At 71.8% G+C, this 16,218-nt stretch carries 15 protein-coding genes; 10 read left to right on the forward strand and 5 right to left on the reverse strand.

What is annotated here, in order from left to right; all coding sequences use genetic code 11:
• Window positions 1-98 precede the first annotated feature (98 nt).
• Window positions 99-302 carry a cold-shock protein gene (locus ACIHCQ_RS33970; RefSeq protein WP_399671261.1) on the forward strand — a complete coding sequence of 68 codons (204 nt, stop codon included), beginning with the start codon at window positions 99-101 and terminating at the stop codon, window positions 300-302.
• Between the two features lie 56 nt (window positions 303-358).
• Here ACIHCQ_RS33970 and ACIHCQ_RS33975 read toward each other — a convergent pair whose 3' ends face one another.
• Entirely contained in the window at window positions 359-1,951 is a 1,593-nt protein-coding gene (locus tag ACIHCQ_RS33975; protein ID WP_399671264.1) for a PLP-dependent aminotransferase family protein, read from the reverse strand.
• A 28-nt stretch (window positions 1,952-1,979) separates the two neighbouring features.
• On the opposite strand from ACIHCQ_RS33975, the gene ACIHCQ_RS33980 reads away from it, so the two are divergent.
• Entirely contained in the window at window positions 1,980-2,801 is an 822-nt protein-coding gene (locus ACIHCQ_RS33980; RefSeq protein ID WP_399671267.1) for a methyltransferase domain-containing protein, read from the forward strand.
• Here the strand turns inward: ACIHCQ_RS33980 and ACIHCQ_RS33985 are convergent.
• A complete protein-coding gene (locus ACIHCQ_RS33985; RefSeq protein ID WP_399671270.1) occupies window positions 2,738-3,709 on the reverse strand; it encodes a DUF6777 domain-containing protein in 972 nt (323 codons plus the stop codon). The genes ACIHCQ_RS33980 and ACIHCQ_RS33985 overlap by 64 nt on opposite strands.
• Window positions 3,710-3,924: 215 nt before the next feature.
• Here ACIHCQ_RS33985 and ACIHCQ_RS33990 point away from each other — a divergent pair, with 215 nt between their 5' ends.
• Window positions 3,925-5,289: a streptophobe family protein gene (locus tag ACIHCQ_RS33990; protein ID WP_399671273.1), complete on the forward strand. Its 1,365-nt coding sequence runs from the start codon at window positions 3,925-3,927 to the stop codon at window positions 5,287-5,289.
• Window positions 5,267-6,127 (forward strand): aldo/keto reductase, encoded by an 861-nt coding sequence (locus ACIHCQ_RS33995; RefSeq protein WP_399671276.1) that lies wholly within the window; start codon window positions 5,267-5,269, stop codon window positions 6,125-6,127. Before ACIHCQ_RS33990 ends, ACIHCQ_RS33995 begins: the two co-directional genes overlap by 23 nt.
• Before the next feature lie 41 nt (window positions 6,128-6,168).
• On the opposite strand, the gene ACIHCQ_RS34000 is transcribed toward ACIHCQ_RS33995, so the two are convergent.
• Window positions 6,169-6,810, reverse strand: coding sequence for a histidine phosphatase family protein (locus ACIHCQ_RS34000; RefSeq protein ID WP_399671279.1), 642 nt, complete (start codon window positions 6,808-6,810; stop codon window positions 6,169-6,171).
• Between the two features lie 110 nt (window positions 6,811-6,920).
• On the opposite strand from ACIHCQ_RS34000, the gene ACIHCQ_RS34005 reads away from it, so the two are divergent.
• The 4 genes from ACIHCQ_RS34005 to ACIHCQ_RS34020 all read left to right on the forward strand — a co-directional run bounded on the left by ACIHCQ_RS34005 (window position 6,921) and on the right by ACIHCQ_RS34020 (window position 10,631).
• A complete protein-coding gene (locus tag ACIHCQ_RS34005) occupies window positions 6,921-7,832 on the forward strand; it encodes an NAD(P)-dependent oxidoreductase (protein ID WP_399671282.1) in 912 nt (303 codons plus the stop codon).
• Between the two features lie 111 nt (window positions 7,833-7,943).
• Window positions 7,944-9,230, forward strand: coding sequence for a VWA domain-containing protein (locus ACIHCQ_RS34010; protein ID WP_399671285.1), 1,287 nt, complete (start codon window positions 7,944-7,946; stop codon window positions 9,228-9,230).
• A complete protein-coding gene (locus tag ACIHCQ_RS34015) occupies window positions 9,230-10,057 on the forward strand; it encodes a hypothetical protein (RefSeq protein ID WP_399671289.1) in 828 nt (275 codons plus the stop codon). The genes ACIHCQ_RS34010 and ACIHCQ_RS34015 overlap by 1 nt, the downstream gene beginning before the upstream one ends.
• Window positions 10,058-10,157: 100 nt before the next feature.
• The gene (locus ACIHCQ_RS34020) at window positions 10,158-10,631 is read left to right on the forward strand and encodes an SPW repeat protein (RefSeq protein WP_399671292.1); all 474 of its coding nucleotides are present in this window, start codon (window positions 10,158-10,160) and stop codon (window positions 10,629-10,631) included.
• Here ACIHCQ_RS34020 and ACIHCQ_RS34025 read toward each other — a convergent pair.
• Window positions 10,594-11,181: a DUF6299 family protein gene (locus ACIHCQ_RS34025; RefSeq protein WP_399671295.1), complete on the reverse strand. Its 588-nt coding sequence runs from the start codon at window positions 11,179-11,181 to the stop codon at window positions 10,594-10,596. The genes ACIHCQ_RS34020 and ACIHCQ_RS34025 overlap by 38 nt on opposite strands.
• 302 nt (window positions 11,182-11,483) lie before the next feature.
• Between ACIHCQ_RS34025 and ACIHCQ_RS34030 the strand changes: the two genes are divergently transcribed.
• Window positions 11,484-12,440 carry a lytic polysaccharide monooxygenase gene (locus tag ACIHCQ_RS34030; protein ID WP_399671298.1) on the forward strand — a complete coding sequence of 319 codons (957 nt, stop codon included), beginning with the start codon at window positions 11,484-11,486 and terminating at the stop codon, window positions 12,438-12,440.
• A 110-nt stretch (window positions 12,441-12,550) separates the two neighbouring features.
• The gene (locus ACIHCQ_RS34035) at window positions 12,551-14,767 is read left to right on the forward strand and encodes a WD40/YVTN/BNR-like repeat-containing protein (protein WP_399671301.1); all 2,217 of its coding nucleotides are present in this window, start codon (window positions 12,551-12,553) and stop codon (window positions 14,765-14,767) included.
• Here the strand turns inward: ACIHCQ_RS34035 and ACIHCQ_RS34040 are convergent.
• The coding region (locus tag ACIHCQ_RS34040) for an alpha-mannosidase (RefSeq protein WP_399671304.1) at window positions 14,746-16,218 on the reverse strand (1,473 nt) is incomplete at its 5' end. The two genes, ACIHCQ_RS34035 and ACIHCQ_RS34040, sit on opposite strands and share 22 nt — an antisense overlap.

Raw genomic sequence — 16,218 nt, forward strand, 5'->3', positions numbered from 1 at the left:
ACGGGCGATTTTGCTGTTCACAGTCTCTGAGGACCAGGGCGATCACCTCCGGCTCCCGCACGGTGCGGGAACCGACTACGAGTCCCCTTGGAGGACAAATGGCCAGCGGTACCGTCAAGTGGTTCAACTCGGAAAAGGGCTTTGGCTTCATCGAGCAGGACGGCGGCGGCCCGGACGTCTTCGCCCACTACTCGAACATCGCCACCCAGGGTTTCCGTGAGCTTCAGGAGGGCCAGAAGGTGACGTTCGACGTCACTCAGGGCCAGAAGGGCCCGCAGGCGGAGAACATCCTCCCCGCCTAGGGCTGAAGCACTCCCAGTGTGCCCGCACCCCCACCAGGGGGCGCGGGCACACTGCGTCAGCCGGCAGCCCGCAGGGCCTTGCCCAGGATCGCCACACCTTCGGCGATGTCCGTGGGTGTGCTCGCCGCGTAGCCCAGGACGAGACCCGGGCGGTTCGGGCGCTGGCTGTGCCACGACAGCGGCTGCACCTTCACGCCACGCGTGAGCGCCTCCGCCGCGAGGTCCGCATCGGAGAAACCCGCGGATCCGCCCTCGCCCCCGGGCGCGCCCCCGGCATCGGCCTCGGCATCGGCCTCGAAGGTGATCATCAGGTGCAGGCCCGCCGCGGCACCGTGCACCACCGCCCCCGGCAGATGCGTGCCGATCGCGGCGATCATCGCGTCCCGGCGGCGGCGATGGCGTCTGCGGATGAACCGCAGGTGGCGTTCCATCTCGCCCGACTCCATCAGCCGCGCCAGCACCAGCTGCGGCAGTACGGCGTTGCCGAGATCGGCGAAGCGTTTCGCGTCCACGAGGGCGTCCTGATACTTCGGCGGCGCGAGCAGCCATCCCACGCGCAGCGCGGGAGCGAGGAGCTTGGACACGCTCCCCGCGTAACAGACCTGTTCGGCGAGCATCGACCGCAGGGCGGCCACCGGCGGCCGGTCATAGCGGTGCTCGGCGTCGTAGTCGTCCTCGATGATCAGCCCGCCCTCACCGGCCCACCGCATCAGCTCGCGGCGTCTGACGCCGCCGAGCACCGCCCCGGTCGGAAACTGATGCGCCGGGGTCAGCAGGACGGCCTGCGCGCCGCTCGCGCGCAGCTCGTCGACCCGTAGGCCCTCGGAGTCGACGGGGACCGGCGGGGTCGTAAGCCCCCAGCTGCGCAGATGCTGGCACGCGCCGAGCGATCCCGGGTCCTCCACCGCCACCGCGGAGATCCCGTCGTGCTGGAGCACCTGCGCCAGCAGGGTCAGCGCCTGGGCGACGCCTGCGACGATGATCACCTCGCCCGGATCGACGCGGATGCCGCGGTTGCGGGCGAGCCAGTTGGCGACGGCGAGGCGCAGCGCCGGTGCCCCGCGGGGGTCTCCGTAGCCCAGGTCGGACGGCTGGAGGTCGTGGAGCACGGAGCGTTCGGCGCGGAGCCACGCGGTACGCGGAAAGGCGGCCAGGTCGGGCACGCCGGGCGACAGGTTGATCCGGGCAGGGGCCGCCCGTAGCGCGTCGAAGACGTCCAGGCCGGGTGCGGAGGCGAAAGGGTCTCCGGGACCGGGTGCGGAGGCAGGTGGCGCGGCGGGTGCCACGACGCGCGCGGGGACCGGTGCGGCAACCGGTGCGGTGATGGGCGCGGCGACGACGACCGTTCCGCTCCGCCCGCGCCCGGCGGCATGTCCGTCCTCGATCAGGCGCTGGTACGCCTCGGTGACGACACCACGGGACACGCGCAGCTCCGCGGCCAGCACCCGGGTCGCGGGCAGCGTGCTCCCCACCGGCAGGCGTCCGTCCGAAATGGCCAGCCGCAGCCGCAGGGCCAGCCAGTCGGACAGCCCGCCGACCGGCGCGTCCGCGATGTCCAGCTGAAGGAAGTCCGATCCCGATGCCGACCCCGCCGACCGGGAGGCGGACGTTATGGACTGGTCAGATGCATGGTCTTTGGACCTGTTCATTGGTCCATTGTGGACCCAGCCTGGACCTATGAACACAGCGGCATACGTGCACGGGTACTCGGAGCGCGAGGCCCGGCGACTGGGCGATCAGGCGGACACTCTCGCGGCACTGCTGCACGCGGGCACGGCGTACCCGGCAGGCAGCCGCGTACTGGAGGTCGGCTGCGGCGTCGGCGCTCAGACGGCGCACCTGGTCGAGGCCAGCCCCGGGGCGCACATCGTCGCGGTCGACCGGAACGACGACTCTCTCGCGCAGGCCCGCGCCCGCGTGGCCGGGGTCGAGTGGCAGCACGCGGACCTGTTCGACCTGCCCTTCGCCGACGCCGCCTTCGACCATGTCTTCGCGTGCTTCGTACTGGAGCATCTGCGGGAGCCGGGGCAGGCGCTCGCCGGGCTGCGCCGGGTCCTGCGACCCGGCGGCACCATCACCGTGATCGAGGGGGACCACGGCTCGGCGTTCTTCCATCCCACCAGCGCGTACGCCCACGCCGCGATCGACTGTCAGGTGCGGCTCCAGTCCGCCGCCGGCGGAAACGCTCTGATCGGCAGGGAGTTGCAGCCGCTGCTGAGCGGGGCCGGGTACGCGTCTGTGGTGGTCCGGCCGCGGACCGTCTACGCCGATGGGACCCGGCCCGCGCTGGTCGACGGCTTCACCCGCAATACGTTCATCGCGATGGTCGAATCCGTCCGCGACGACGCGCTGGCCGCCGGGCTCACGGGCCGTACCGACTGGGACCGGGGGATCGCCGACCTGTACCGGACCGCGGACGACGGCGGGACCTTCCACTACACGTTCTTCAAGGCCGTCGCGGTGAACCCGAGCTCCGCGCACGGCTCGTGGGAGGACTGATGTGGGGCGCGCTCGCCGTGGTGGCGCTGTTGACGCTGTTGGCCCTGCTCGCGCCGGCGGGAGCCGTGGGACGCGGCGGTACGTCCGGTACATCCGGTACGTACGGCTACGGCTTCGGCGAGCCCGTCGCCGACCGGGACGGAGAGCGTGTCCGCGCCGAACTGCGCTCCGTGGCGGACCGGCAGGAAGAGGAAGAGACTGCTCGCGGGCGGTGAGGTCTTCCTGTCATCGGCGCCCGTGTCGCCCCGGTGACGGGCGAACCAGTCGCCGCTGTCCCGGTCGAACAGGATGAACTCCTCCACCACCGCGGGGGCGGGGGTCACGAGCACGGCGTTCGCGGACCGGTACCCCGGCCAGGAGTCACCCGTACGCCGGGGCGTCCCCTTCACCGCGACCGGCGGCAGCAGCGGATTGCCGCAGGCGCAGCGCACCCGCGGCTCCCCGCCGCCGTCGACGAGGACGGCCGTGCCGGCCTGCAGGACCGCCTGATAGCGGGTGGGCGCGCCGTTCCGGTAGCCGTGGTTGGTGACCCGGGTGTCCAGCCGCAACTGGACGGGCGTCAGCGACCGCAGATATCCCGGGACGGCGGCCACCTCGATCCCCTGGACCGAGGCGAACACCCTGGCCTTGACCGGTTCGGCGGTGAGGGAGCTGATCTGCTTCTCCACGCCGCAACTGGAGGCGTTGCGGGTCCCTCCGTACAGGCCGGGTGCCGAACCCGCCACGCCGCGGGCGACGTTGGCGAGCGCCGGCGGCGCGAGCGGGGGAGAGCTCTGGCGAGCCGACGACTCGGTGTACGGATCCGGCCCGGCCGAACTCGCGGCCTCCAGGAGGAGTTCGCTGGGTTTGTCCTGTCCGTTGGGGCGAGCGAAGACGATCATCAGCACGACCGTCGCCACAACCGCCATGGGGATCACCGTCAGACGGTGCGCGGACCGCCAAGGCCGGCGGCCCCTGCCCGCGGACGGCGGCTGCTGGGCGCTCACGGGCTCCTCTTTCCGGTGCGGGAACTGTTCACATTGTGTGCTCCGCATCCCCGCGACTCGCAAGCCGACTGCCCGCAAGCCGACGCGGTCGGCTCTCCCAACGGGCGGAGCGCCCGGCGGCTGCTTAGCGTGTCAGCGTGAGCCAGCAGCGATCCAGCGGCCGGGACGGTGCCGGGCGGCGCGCCGTACGCGACTGGTGTGAGGCCCTGGTGGCCGTGGTCGCGGGTCTTGGCGTCATGATCGGCACGGCGGCTCTCGGTCTGTGGGCGGCGGGCGCGGCCGACCTCCCCGAGGGCACGTTCCCGCAGCTCGTCGCGGCCATCGTCGTCATGGCGGCCGGCGGCCCGGTGGAACTCTCCGGAGAGGCCGGACTGATCGCCGAGACGGACGCGGGCCTCACGGTCCTGCCCCTCTCGGTCACCCTCGCCGGAGCCCTGACCATCGCGGCCTGCTTTCTGCGCCCGCTGCGGCACCGGGCCGCCGTCGGCGCCCGCGAACCGGCCCTGCGGATCCTTCCGTTGGCGGCACTGTGGGTGGCCGCCCTCAGCGGCCTCGCGGCCCTGGCCCGGCACAGCTTCGCCATCCCGCTCGGCGACGAGACGGCCGTCGACATCGGTGAACTGCTCGACATCACGCCCAGGGCCGGCTTCCGGGCGGACATCCCCCTCACCGCCCTGCTCGGCCTGCTGTGGCCGGCCGGCCTTCTCGTCCTCGCGCTGCTCGTATCGCGCGAGGCCGCCCTGCCCGCCCGCCCGGCGCGCTCCCAGGAGTCGGCGCGCCCGGCCGCCTTCGCGATGGTCGTGCTGCTGCTCGCGTACGTCGTACTGGGGCTGGTCATCGGCCTTGTCGTCGCGGCGACCCGCCCGCACCCCGCCGAGACGTTCGCCGTGCTTCTCCTCGGACTGCCGAACCTCGTCTGGCTCGGGTTCACTCTCGGGCTCGGTGTGTCCTGGGAGGGGCGGGTGACAGGGCCCTTCGGGCTGCCGATGCCGCGGATGCTGGACGCCGTACTGCGCGCCCCCGACGACTCCACGCGCGACACCCTCAACACCCTCAACCTCGCCACGCTCTCCGACCACGACGGACGAGCCTGGTGGCTGCCGGTCGTCGCCGCGGTCCTGCTGGTGGCCGCCGCAGTCCTGCTGGTGGCCGCCGCGTTCCTCATGGCGGCCCGCTCACCCGCCCGGACGCGGCCCTGGCAGCACGCCGTACACATGGCGGTGGCGCTCACCCTCACCGTGCTCACCGTGTGCCTCGTCGCCCGGATCTCGGCGCACTACGGCCTGTCGCCGCTCGGCATCGGGGACCTCGGCGGCGGCCTCGCCGGAGATGTGCTCCTGCGACCGCGGGTATGGACGGCGCTAGGCCTGGCCGCGGGGTGGGGGCTGATAACGGGCCTCCTGGGCAGTGTGCTCTGGACAGCCTCCCGGGCGGGGTGGAGGCTGAGGGGCGGAAGATCAATCTCCCAGGAGGAACTTCATGCAGACTCGCACCATCGGTGACGTCCACGTCGGCGCGGTAGGTCTCGGCGCCATGCCGATGTCGGTCGCGGGCCACCCGGACGAGGCACGTTCGGTCGCGACGATTCACACGGCGCTGGATGCGGGCGTGACACTGATCGACACCGCGGACGCGTACCACGTGGGCCCGGACGACGCCGGCCACAACGAGACCCTGGTCGCCCGCGCGGTGGCCGAGTACGGCGGTGACACCTCGGGCGTACTGATCGCGACGAAGGGCGGGCATACGCGCGGAGCCGACGGTTCCTGGGGTCTGAACGGCTCCCCGGACTACCTGAAGCGGGCCTGCGAGGCCTCGCTCAAACGGCTCGGCGTCGAGGCCATCGGGCTCTACCAGTTCCACCGCCCGGACCCGGCGGTCCCGTACGAGGAGTCGGTCGGGGTACTCCGCGAGCTGCTGGACGCCGGGAAGATCCGTGCGGCGGGCATCTCCAACGCGGATCCGGCCCAGATCCTGCAGGCCAACGAGATCCTCGGCGGGCGGCTGGCGAGCGTGCAGAATCAGTACGCGCCGGCGTTCCGCTCCAGTGAGCCCGAGCTTGAGCTGTGCGCGGAACTGGGCATCGCGTTCCTGCCGTGGAGCCCGCTGGGCGGGATCTCGCGCGCGGGTGAGCTGGGCTCACGGTTCGCGGTGTTCCAGGACGTGGCGCGGGCGCACGAGGTGAGCCCGCAACAGGTCTGCCTGGCCTGGATGCTCGCCAAGGCGCCCGTGGTGATCCCGATTCCGGGGTCCTCGCGGCCCGAGACCATCCGGGATTCGGTGGCCGCGGAGGAGCTGAAACTGTCCCGGGAGGAACTGGACCGGCTCGACGCGGCCTGACCCACCCTGCAGTTGAGGGCCGCTGAGGGCCGCTGAGGAGGTCAGGTGGCGCCGGCCATGTCCGGTGAGGCGGCGACCCGGAGGCCGTGCGGGAGCGCGACGTTCCAGGCGGTGATCACCGGCCTGCCGTGCTCGGCGCCGAGGCGGGAGAGCGTGCCGGTGGAGAGCTGGAACAGCGCGCCCGCGGACGGCGCCAGCTCCAGATAGCGGGCGGTGAGGACACGCAGGAAGTGGGAGTGCGCCACCAGGGTGACATCGTCGCCGTCCGGCCGCAGGACCGTACGGACCTCGGCGAGCACCCGGTCGGCGCGGTCACCGACCTCCGAGGGGCTCTCCCCGGGATGTTCGACCGGGCCGAGGGCGACTCCGTCGGTCCACAGGTTCCAGCGGGGCAGCGTGCGCTGAATCTCGGCGGTGGTGACGCCCTCGTAGCCGCCGTAGTCCCACTCACGCAGGTCCGGGGTGAGGCGGGGCGAGGTGAGACCGGCGAGTTCGGCGGTGCGCCGGGCCCGTTGGGCCGGGCTGACCAGGGTGAGCGCGATGCTGTGGTCGGCGAGCAGCGGCACGAGGGCCCGGGCCTGCTGTTCACCGTGGGCGGTCAGGGGCAGATCCGTGTAACTGGTGTGCTGACCGCTCAGCGTCCAGGCCGTCTCACCGTGCCGTATCAGAATCAGCTCACCCATCGCCGTGTCCGACCCCTTCGCTCTCCCTGGATGTACGTACCTGACAACCCGGCCGTCCTCGATCACATTCCGCGACCACACCCGCAACCACACCCGAAGAGGCGATTCGAATGTCCACACCCGTGCCCGCAACCACCGTGGCCGTGCTCGGCACCGGCATCATGGGCGCCGCGATGGCACGCCGCATGCTCCGCGGCGGTCTGACAGTCCGTGTCTGGAACCGTACGCGCGCGAAAGCCGAAGCGCTCGTGGCAGCCGGCGCGTACTGCGCGGAATCGCCCGCCGACGCCGTCACCGGCGCGGATGTCGTCCTCACCATGCTCAGCGACGGGCCCCGGGTGCTCGGCGCGATGCGGGAGGCGAGTGAGGGCCTCGCGCCCGGCACGGTGTGGGCCCAGAGCGCCACCGTCGGCGACGCCGCCACCGCGGAGCTGGCCGGCTTCGCGCGGCAGCACGCCCTCACGTTCGTCGACGCGCCCGTTCTCGGCACGAAGCAGCCCGCGGAGGCGGGGGAACTCGTGGTGCTGGCCGCGGGGCCCGAGAGCGCCCGTGTTGTGCTGGCTCCCGTTTTCGAGGCCGTGGGCCGCCGCACCACCTGGGTCGGTGACGACGGTTCCACCGCGGCGGCCAGCAGGCTCAAGCTCGTACTGAACGGCTGGGTCGCCGCGCTGACGCACGCCACCGGCGAGGCGATCGCCCTGGCCCAGGGGCTCGGTGTCGATCCGCGGTCCTTCCTGGACAGCGTGTCCGGCGGCCCGCTGGACAACGGATACCTGCGGGCCAAGGCCGAGGCGATCCTCAACGGCGACTACACGCCGAGCTTCTCGGTCGCCAACGCGCTCAAGGACGGGCGGCTGATCGTCGACGCGGGGGAGCGGTCCGGCGTACAGCTGGATGTCGCACGGGCGGGTGTGGCGCGGTTCGAGCGGCTGGAGCGCCGGGGCGGTGGCGAAAGCGACATGGCCGCCAGCTATCTCGCCTCCTTCGAGGAGGGCCGGGCACCGGCTCAGGACGGCCACTGAAGCCCTGAACCCGTGAACCTCTGAACCGCTGAATCCTGAACCCCTGAGCCCTGAAGGCCATCGCCGGGAGCTCGTTTTGGATCATTGGACGAACTTCAATACGATCCGGCGATGATCACACGTAAACGGCCGGCCGCTGCGGCGGCCGGTCTGCTCGCGGCCCTGGCTGCCGGGCTCATCCCGCTCCTCCCGGCAACCGCCGTCGCCGCCGACGAACCAGCGGCGAAGTCCGCCCCCAAGGTCGAGCTGGTTCTCGACGTCAGCGGATCGATGCGGGCACGCGACATCGACGGCCAGACCCGGATGGCCGCCGCGAAGCAGGCGTTCAACGAGGTGCTGAACGCGGTGCCCGACGAGGTACAGCTCGGCATCCGCACCCTCGGCGCGAACTACGCCGGTGAGGACAAGAAACTCGGCTGCAAGGACACCCGTCAGCTCTACCCGGTCGGCCCGCTCGACCGGGTAGAGGCGCAGACCGCCGTGGCGACGCTCGCGCCCACCGGCTGGACGCCGATCGGCCCCGCACTGCTGGGCGCCGCCGCCGACCTGGAGGGCGGCGACGCCACCCGGCGGATCGTGCTCATCACCGACGGCGAGGACACCTGCGCCCCGCTCGACCCGTGCGTGGTCGCGCGCGACATCGCCGCCAAGGGCATCCAGCTCGTCATCGACACGCTGGGTCTGGTGCCCGACGCCAAGACCCGTGATCAGCTGATGTGCATCGCCGAGGCCACGGGCGGCACGTACACCTCCGTACGGCACACCGACGAACTCTCCGACCGTGTCAGCCAGCTGGTGGACCGCGCTGCGGAGCCCGTCGTCGTGCCGGTGGCCACCGCGGGCGCCGGGCAGTGCGCCGACGCGCCGCAGCTCAAGGCGGGCCTCTACAGCGACCGCGAGAAGTTCGGCGAGCACCGCTGGTACCGGGTGGATGTCCGGCCCGGCCAGGAGCTGCGCGCCTCGGTGAGCGTCGCCGCCGACCGGGCGGTCAACCAGGACTACGGCGTCCTGCTGCGCGCCGTGACCGTACACGGCCGGGAAATCGTCCGTGGCACGGAGGCGGGCAGCGGACGCACCGACCTGATCTCGGCCGGACTGCGCTATCCGAAGGCTTCCCTCGACGACGAGGACGACGACTCCGGGACCGCCGCGGAGACCGTCTGCCTCCAGGTCAGCAACTCCTTCTCGGCGCCCGCTTCGGTCAAGACCACCCCCGGTCTGCCCGTCGAGCTGACCATCGACCTGGTCGACGCGCCCGAAGACGCCTCCGACGTGGCGTCCTTCGGTCTCGGCCGGGGCTGGTGGCTGCTCGGCGTCCTCGTACTCACCGGCCTGGTGGCCGGACTGCTGTGGGGCTGGATCTCGCGCTTGCGCGTCGCCGTCTGGAGGACCAACTGATGCGTATCGCACACATACTGACGACAGCTCTGCTGGCCGGTGCCGCACTGCTCTCCACGGCGGGCGCCGCCGTCGCCGACGACCCGTCGGCGAGTCCGAGTGACTCGGGCAAGTCCGGCGGCTCGGGCGCGCCGACCGAGGCGGGCACCACCTTCCGTAACGCGACCGCGATCAAACAGGGCGAGCGCGCCACGGCGGACGCCTCGGCCGGTGACTATCTGTACTGGGTGTTCCCCGCCGACGCAGGCAGCCGCGCCACGGTGACGGCCAAGGTCACGCCGGCCGACAAGGCCGTCCGCACCGGGACGTCGACCTGGCGGCTCGACGTGTACGACGGGCTGCGCCGCCGCCAGGCCTGCGTGTACGGGATGCAGGCGCGGGCGACGGCCAAGGACGCCGCGGGTGTCGAGCTGTCCTGCACGCTGCGTACGGTTCGTTCCTGGGCCGAGCCGTGGGCCAACGACCCGCTGCCGGGCAGCTACTACGTACGTCTGACGGTTGTCGACCTGCCCGAGGAAGACCTCGGCCAGCCGGTGAAGGCGGAGATCGAGGCCCGGTCGACCGACACGGGCGGCGCGGACGCGGTGGACGGTTCGCTCTCCGCGCCGCTGGTCCCCGGCGCCACGGTCAGTACGGCGAAGGACGGGGAGGCGACCCAGCAGGCGGCGACCCTCAGCGAGCCGGACGGCGGCTGGTCCTCCGGCTGGTGGTCCGACCGCTGGATCTGGACAGTGGCGGGAGGCCTGCTCGGCGCGCTGGCGGCCATCGGCGGCTACTTCCTGACCCGGGGGTCGGGCCGTCCGTCGCGTGTGCCGCCCGGTGCTTGACGGAGCAGAGGTGTTCAATTTTCCGGTTGACCGGAATGGCGGGTAGGCGTTACATGGGTGGTAAAGGGCAGATAAAGGCTTCTACAGGAGGCGGCCCGTAATGACCACTCATCCGAGTATCGACCAACACCCCGACCTGGCCGAGATGCGTACCCGCTTCGAGCGGGCGACCACGACGCCCCGCGCCCAGGCGATCGAGACACTGGCCCTGCTGACAGGTATCTTCCTGGCGGCTTCGCCGTGGATCGTCGGGTTCAGTGGGCTCCAGGCTCTGGCCGTGTGCAACCTGATCACCGGTGTCGCGTACGCCCTGTGCATGGGCGGGTTCGGCTCGGCGTATGAGCGCACTCACGCCATGGCCTGGTCCGCCATCGCCATCGGAGCATGGACGATCATCTCTCCGTGGGTTGTGGCAGGCGACGTCAGCACGACACGCACAGTCGTCACCAACGTCATCGTCGGCGCCGTGGCCCTGCTGCTCGGCCTGGCCATGGCCGGCATGGACAGTCGCGGCGCCGCCGGCTCCCGCGCTCGCGTCAGTCGCGGGGCAGGGGAATCCGAAACGCTGCGCTGACGCGCGGCACCAGCGGCACCAACGGGGGTACGGAAGCAGAAGGCCCCGGCCTGAGACAGGCCGGGGCCTTCTGCTGCCCTTTTCGCTGCTCTCTCTGCCGTGAGTCTAAGCTCTGCCGCAGGTTCAGGTCCTGGCCGTCGGTGTCCAGGAAGAACGGGAGCGGCCCCAGGCCGTCCGAGGAGTCGAGTCCGAACAGCGTGGCCTCGCCGTGCGCCGCGCCCGGCACGAAGGGGCTCTCTGTGGGGCCCGTGTTCCGCCAGGTGTGCAGCTTGCCGTCGCACCGCGCGGTGGTGCCGCCGACACTGGCCGTGGCGCCCTCCTGGGTGAGCTTGACGCCGACGAGGACGGGCCCTGGCTGGGGCGGGGAACACCGGTATGTGCCCGTGAGCGTGATCGTGCCGTTCGGGGCGATCTGCCCGGTCCGGTCGATGGTGACGGTGCCGGGGGCGGCGGCTTGCGCGCCTGCGCTGCCTGGGGTCAGGACCGTCACGAGGGCGGCGGTGACGCAGGCGGAGACGGCGAGGGATGAGAATCGAGCGTTCGTGAGCATGCCCGGCCAACGAGCGTCCGTCCGCGGGGTGTCGCGGATTGAAGCGGACGGGCGACGCCCGCGATTGCGCTGCCGCGAGGTGAAGTGTCGGGACCTTGTCGGGGGCGCTGCCCCCGAACCCCCGCGCCTCAATCGCCGGCGAGGCTGGAAGTGTCGGGGCGCCGCCCCGAACCCCGCGCCTCGATCGCCGGCGGGGCTGGGTTTCCCGCCGGGCGGGCTTGGTTTCCGGTGAACGCTCCGTCGTGCGCAGCCGTACTACGCGGCAGTTCCCACCAGTGAGCCAGCAAGGAGGCCATCCGCGGATGACTGCCCATCGCACTGCCGCCGCCGCGCTCGTCGGGCTCCTGCCGCTCGTGCTCACGGCCGTGGCCGCCGGGCCGGCGCAGGCCCACGGCGCGCCCACCGATCCCGTCAGCCGGGTCGCCGCGTGCGGCCCGGAGGGGACGCAGCGCGCCACGGCCGCCTGCCGGGCCGCCGTCGCGGCGAACGGAGGCTCTGCGTTCGACGCCTGGGACAACCTGCGGCTGGCCGATGTACGGGGCCGGGACCGCGCGTTCGTGCCGGACGGGCAGTTGTGCAGCGGGGGTCTCGACGCGTACCGGGGGCTGGACCTCGCCCGCGGCGACTGGCCCGCGACGAGCCTGAAGGCCGGCGCGCGGTTCACGCTCACCTACCGGTCGACCATCCCGCACCGGGGAACGTTCTCCCTGTACCTCACCAAGCAGGGTTACGATCCGGCCGCGCGGCTGCGATGGTCCGACCTGGCGGCCGAGCCCTTCGCCTCGGCGACCGACCCGGATCTCGTGGGAGGCGCGTACCAGATCTCCGGACGGCTTCCGGCCGGCCTGACGGGCCGCCATGTGCTGTACACGGTCTGGCGGAACTCGGACACACCGGACACCTACTACTCGTGCTCCGATGTCGTACTGGCGGGCGCCACGAAACCCGACGAGGTGAAACCGGACGACACCGAGCCGGACGAGGCCAAGCCCACAGAAATCGTCAAGCCCACAGAAGCGGCCGAGACCGCCGCACCGACTGAGGCGGCCGTGCCGACCGAGGCCGCCGTGCAGGCGATCGTGCCAACGGCGCCGGCCGTGCAGACCGTGCCCACCGAGCCCGCCGTGCAGCCCGCCGCCGCGTCGACGGACCGCGAGGGCCCCAGCAGCGCGACCCTTCTCGTCGGCGGGTCCGCCGCCGCGCTCGCGCTGGCCGCGCTGGGCCTATCCGTACTGCTGCGCCGCCGCCCCGGGGCGTAACCGCGTAGCCCGGGGCGCGCCAACTGCCCCGGCAACCAAGGCTATTCAGAAACCGGAAGGGGTAACGTCTTCAGCGGCTTGACCTGTCCATGTCGATGAAGAGGTGTCCCTTGCGCAGACGTCTGCTTCCCCTGGTTCTCGCCTCGCTCGTCGGGGCCGTGATCGCCACGGCCCCGGCCGCAGCCGACCCGCCCGTGCCACCGGACGTCTACCGGCCCGTTCGCGGTCCCGCCGCGCCCGCCGAGTACCGGTATCTGCAGAAAACCCTGCCGGGGCAGTCGATTCCGCGCCACGCCCACGACCTCGCCGCCGCGCAGGCCAGGAAACTGCCCACCACCGGCGGACGCTGGAAGCCGATCGGGCCGACCAATATCGGCGGGCGCATCGTCTCGCTCGCGCTCGACCCCAAGCGCGCCGACACTGTGTACGCAGCGGCTGCCAGCGGCGGGATCTGGCGCTCCACCGACGCCGGGCAGACGTTCAAGTCCGCATGGCCGGACGACTGGACCCAGGCGATGGGCGCGGTCGCCACCAGCCCCGACGGCAGCCTGTACGCCGGGACCGGCGAGCCCAACCCCGGTGGCGGCTCCATCACGTACGAGGGAACGGGGATCTACCGCTCCACCGACGGCGGCGCCCACTGGAAGTCCCTCGGGCTGCGCGACTCCGGCGCGATCAGCGCCATCACCGTCGACCCGGCCAACCCGCGCCGGTTGTACGTCGCCGCGGCCGGATCGCTCTACAACGGCGGCGGCGACCGGGGCGTCTACCGCTCCGACGACGCAGGAGCCCACTGGCAGCGGATCCTCACCGGTGCCAACGAATTCACCGGCGCCACCGAAGTGATCGTCCAGGGCAAGAAGCTGTACGCCGTGATGTGGGACCACCGCCGTACGCCCGAGCTGCGCACCTACGGTGGCGTCGGCTCCGGCGTCTTCCGCAGCGACAACGGCGGCAGGACCTGGCAGCGGCTCGGCGGGGGCCTGCCCGCCCAGGGCCCCGACGTCGGCCGGATCGGTCTCGCCGTCGCGGGGGAGAGGGTCTACGCCATCGTCAACAAGACCAGCGGACCCTTCGAGGGCTTCTACGCGTCCACGGACGGCGGCGACAACTGGAACCGGACCCCGGACAGCCGGCCACTCACCGACTCGCAGTCCTCCTTCGGCTGGTGGTTCGGCAAGATCTGGACCGACCCGAAGGACGCCAGGCATCTGCATGTCGCCGGGGTCGCGCTGCTGACCTCGAAGGACGGCGGCGACACCTGGACGTACGACGACACGAGCATCCATGTCGACCACCACGCCATGGTCTGGGATTCGCGGCGGCCCGGCCGCGTCTATCTGGGCAACGACGGCGGCGTCTACCGCTCCGACTCGGACGGGGACGGCGGCTGGGTCAAGGCCCGCCATGAGCCGTACACCCAGCTCTACAGCGCGGCGATCAGCCCCCAGGACACCACCCGGATCTCCGGCGGCGCGCAGGACAACGGCTCGCTGCGCTCCTGGGGCGGCGACGGCTTCAACGAGTACCTCGGCGGGGACGGCGAGGAGAACCTGATCAACCCGACCGACGTCAACAATGTGTACGCCTGCTACCAGTACGGCAACTGCTTCCGCTCCACCGACGGCGGCGACAATCTCACCTACTTCGCGGGCGCGACGACCTTCAAGCGGCGCAACTGGTTCACGCCCGTCGTCTTCGACCCGCGCGACCCGAAGATCCTCTACTACGGCTCCGAAGTGCTCAACCGCTCCACCGACGGCGGCGTGACCTGGCAGCCCATCAGCCCCGACCTCAGCGGCGGCCCCGGCCCCGACCCCATCTACACCAACTACGGGACGATCACGAGCATCGCCCCGGCGGGCGACGGACGTACCGTCTACGCCGGAACCGACGACGGCCGGATCTGGGTCACCAGGAACCTGGGCGCCACCTGGACGAAGCTCGCCGAGGGCCGTCCGTGGGTGACCCGTGTGGTTGTCGACCCGCGCGACCCCGACCGCGTCTACACCACCCACTCCGGCTACCGCGCGGGCTCCCCGCTCGCCCATGTCTACGGCTCCACCGACGGCGGCAAGCGCTGGCAGGACCTGTCCGGCAACCTCCCGGCCGCGCCCGTCAACGACCTCGTCATCGGGCGCGGCAAGGCCCTGTACATCGGCACCGACCAGGGCGTGTTCACCGCGCCGACGGGCACTGGGCGCTGGCACCGCCTCGGCCGCGGTCTGCCGCAGGTCCCGGTGGACGACATCGAGTACGACGCCGGCCACCGCCGCCTGGTCGCCGCGACCTTCGGCCGGGGCTTCTACGAACTGACCGCGCGCTGAACCGGCAGAACCGACAGAACCGAAAGCCGTAGCGTCAGAATCTGGAAAGGCCGCAACTCCAGCACCACCGCGTCCTTCTCCGTCCCGACCGACTCATCCGGCAGCGGACGCTCCAAGAGGTCCGTGACCTGCGCACCGGCCAGCGGGAAGCCGGTGCGCAGAGTCGCCTTGGCGCGCCCGCCGTACGACTCGTAGAGCCGTACCACCACATCGCCCGAACGGTCGTCCGCGAGCTTCACCGACTCGACCGTCACCGCCGGGTTGTCGCTGCTCACCAGCGGCTCGGCGGTGTGCGCCGCCGCCGCGACGCGCAGCGGCAGGTTGAGCGCGTACCCCTCGGCGATCGCGTCCTCGACCGTCGCGCCGGGCAGCAGGGCGTACGTGAAGCGGTGGACGCCCTGGTCGGCCGCCGGGTCCGGGCACTGGGGAGCGCGGACCAGGCTGAGGCGGACCGTGGTCGTCGTGGAGCCGTCCTCGCGGGTGGTGCGGCTGACATCGTGCCCGTATGTGGAGTCGTTGACGATCGCGACGCCGTAGCCCGGTTCCGCGACATGGACCCAGCGGTGGCCGGAGACCTCGAAACGGGCCGCCTCCCAGCTGGTGTTGGTGTGCGTGGGGCGGTGGACGTGCCCGAACTGGATCTCCGCGGTGGACCGGTCGGCGCGGACGTCGATCGGGAAGGCGGCCTTGAGGATCTTCTCGGCCTCGTGCCAGTCGATCGCGGTCTCGATGTCGATACGGCGACTTCCGGCGCGGACCGTGACCGTCTGGACGATGCGGGAGCCCTTGCCGAAGGCGCGCTCGACACGGATCGCGCCGAGCAGCGGCCCCGTGGCGGCCACGGTGACCGCATCGGCGTCGAGCAGATCGGTGAAGCGATTCCGGTAGTGCTTATCGATGTCCCAGGCGTCCCAGTGGTTGGGCAGGTCGCTGTGCAGCCGCAGGAGGTTACCGGGCGCGGCGAGGACCTCGCGGCCGGCGGTCAGATCGCGTACGGAGGCGAGGGTGCCGTCGTCGGCGAACTCCACCCGCACCAGGCCGTTGTCGAGGACGCGGTCCGTGACGGTGACGGGTGTCCCTACCGGGACCGCCCCGGTGACCGGTGCGCTGCCGGAGGCCGGGACCTCCACGAAGACGACCGCCGATGAACCGAGCGCCTCGGCGGCCTCCGCCGGGACGGTGACGACCTCCGCCCGCGCGCGCGGACTCGTATTGAACACGGACCAGGCCCCCGCCCCCAGCGCGGACACGGCCGCCGAGGTGAGCTCCTCCAGTTCCTTCGCCACCCTCGCGTACTCCGCCTCCGCCTCCTGATGCACCCAGGCGATGGACGACCCCGGCAGGATGTCGTGGAATTGGTGCAGCAGCACCGTCTTCCACAGCTCGTCCAGCTTCTTGTAGGGGTACGCGTAGTCCGGTGCGTGGAGCGCCGCGGTCGTCGCCCACAACTC

The organism is Streptomyces sp. NPDC052236 (genome assembly GCF_044548015.1).
GTDB lineage: Bacteria > Actinomycetota > Actinomycetes > Streptomycetales > Streptomycetaceae > Streptomyces.

Excerpts from the sequence above, each read along its gene's own strand:
- ACIHCQ_RS33970 (WP_399671261.1), top strand. The coding sequence starts at position 99 with ATGGCCAGCGGTACCGTCAAGTGGTTCAACTCGGAAAAGGGCTTTGGC.
- ACIHCQ_RS33975 (WP_399671264.1), bottom strand. The coding sequence starts at position 1,951 with ATGAACAGGTCCAAAGACCATGCATCTGACCAGTCCATAACGTCCGCC.
- ACIHCQ_RS33980 (WP_399671267.1), top strand. The coding sequence starts at position 1,980 with ATGAACACAGCGGCATACGTGCACGGGTACTCGGAGCGCGAGGCCCGG.
- ACIHCQ_RS33985 (WP_399671270.1), bottom strand. The coding sequence starts at position 3,709 with ATGGCGGTTGTGGCGACGGTCGTGCTGATGATCGTCTTCGCTCGCCCC.
- ACIHCQ_RS33995 (WP_399671276.1), top strand. The coding sequence starts at position 5,267 with ATGCAGACTCGCACCATCGGTGACGTCCACGTCGGCGCGGTAGGTCTC.
- ACIHCQ_RS34000 (WP_399671279.1), bottom strand. The coding sequence starts at position 6,810 with ATGGGTGAGCTGATTCTGATACGGCACGGTGAGACGGCCTGGACGCTG.
- ACIHCQ_RS34005 (WP_399671282.1), top strand. The coding sequence starts at position 6,921 with ATGTCCACACCCGTGCCCGCAACCACCGTGGCCGTGCTCGGCACCGGC.
- ACIHCQ_RS34010 (WP_399671285.1), top strand. The coding sequence starts at position 7,944 with ATGATCACACGTAAACGGCCGGCCGCTGCGGCGGCCGGTCTGCTCGCG.
- ACIHCQ_RS34015 (WP_399671289.1), top strand. The coding sequence starts at position 9,230 with ATGCGTATCGCACACATACTGACGACAGCTCTGCTGGCCGGTGCCGCA.
- ACIHCQ_RS34020 (WP_399671292.1), top strand. The coding sequence starts at position 10,158 with ATGACCACTCATCCGAGTATCGACCAACACCCCGACCTGGCCGAGATG.
- ACIHCQ_RS34025 (WP_399671295.1), bottom strand. The coding sequence starts at position 11,181 with ATGCTCACGAACGCTCGATTCTCATCCCTCGCCGTCTCCGCCTGCGTC.
- ACIHCQ_RS34030 (WP_399671298.1), top strand. The coding sequence starts at position 11,484 with ATGACTGCCCATCGCACTGCCGCCGCCGCGCTCGTCGGGCTCCTGCCG.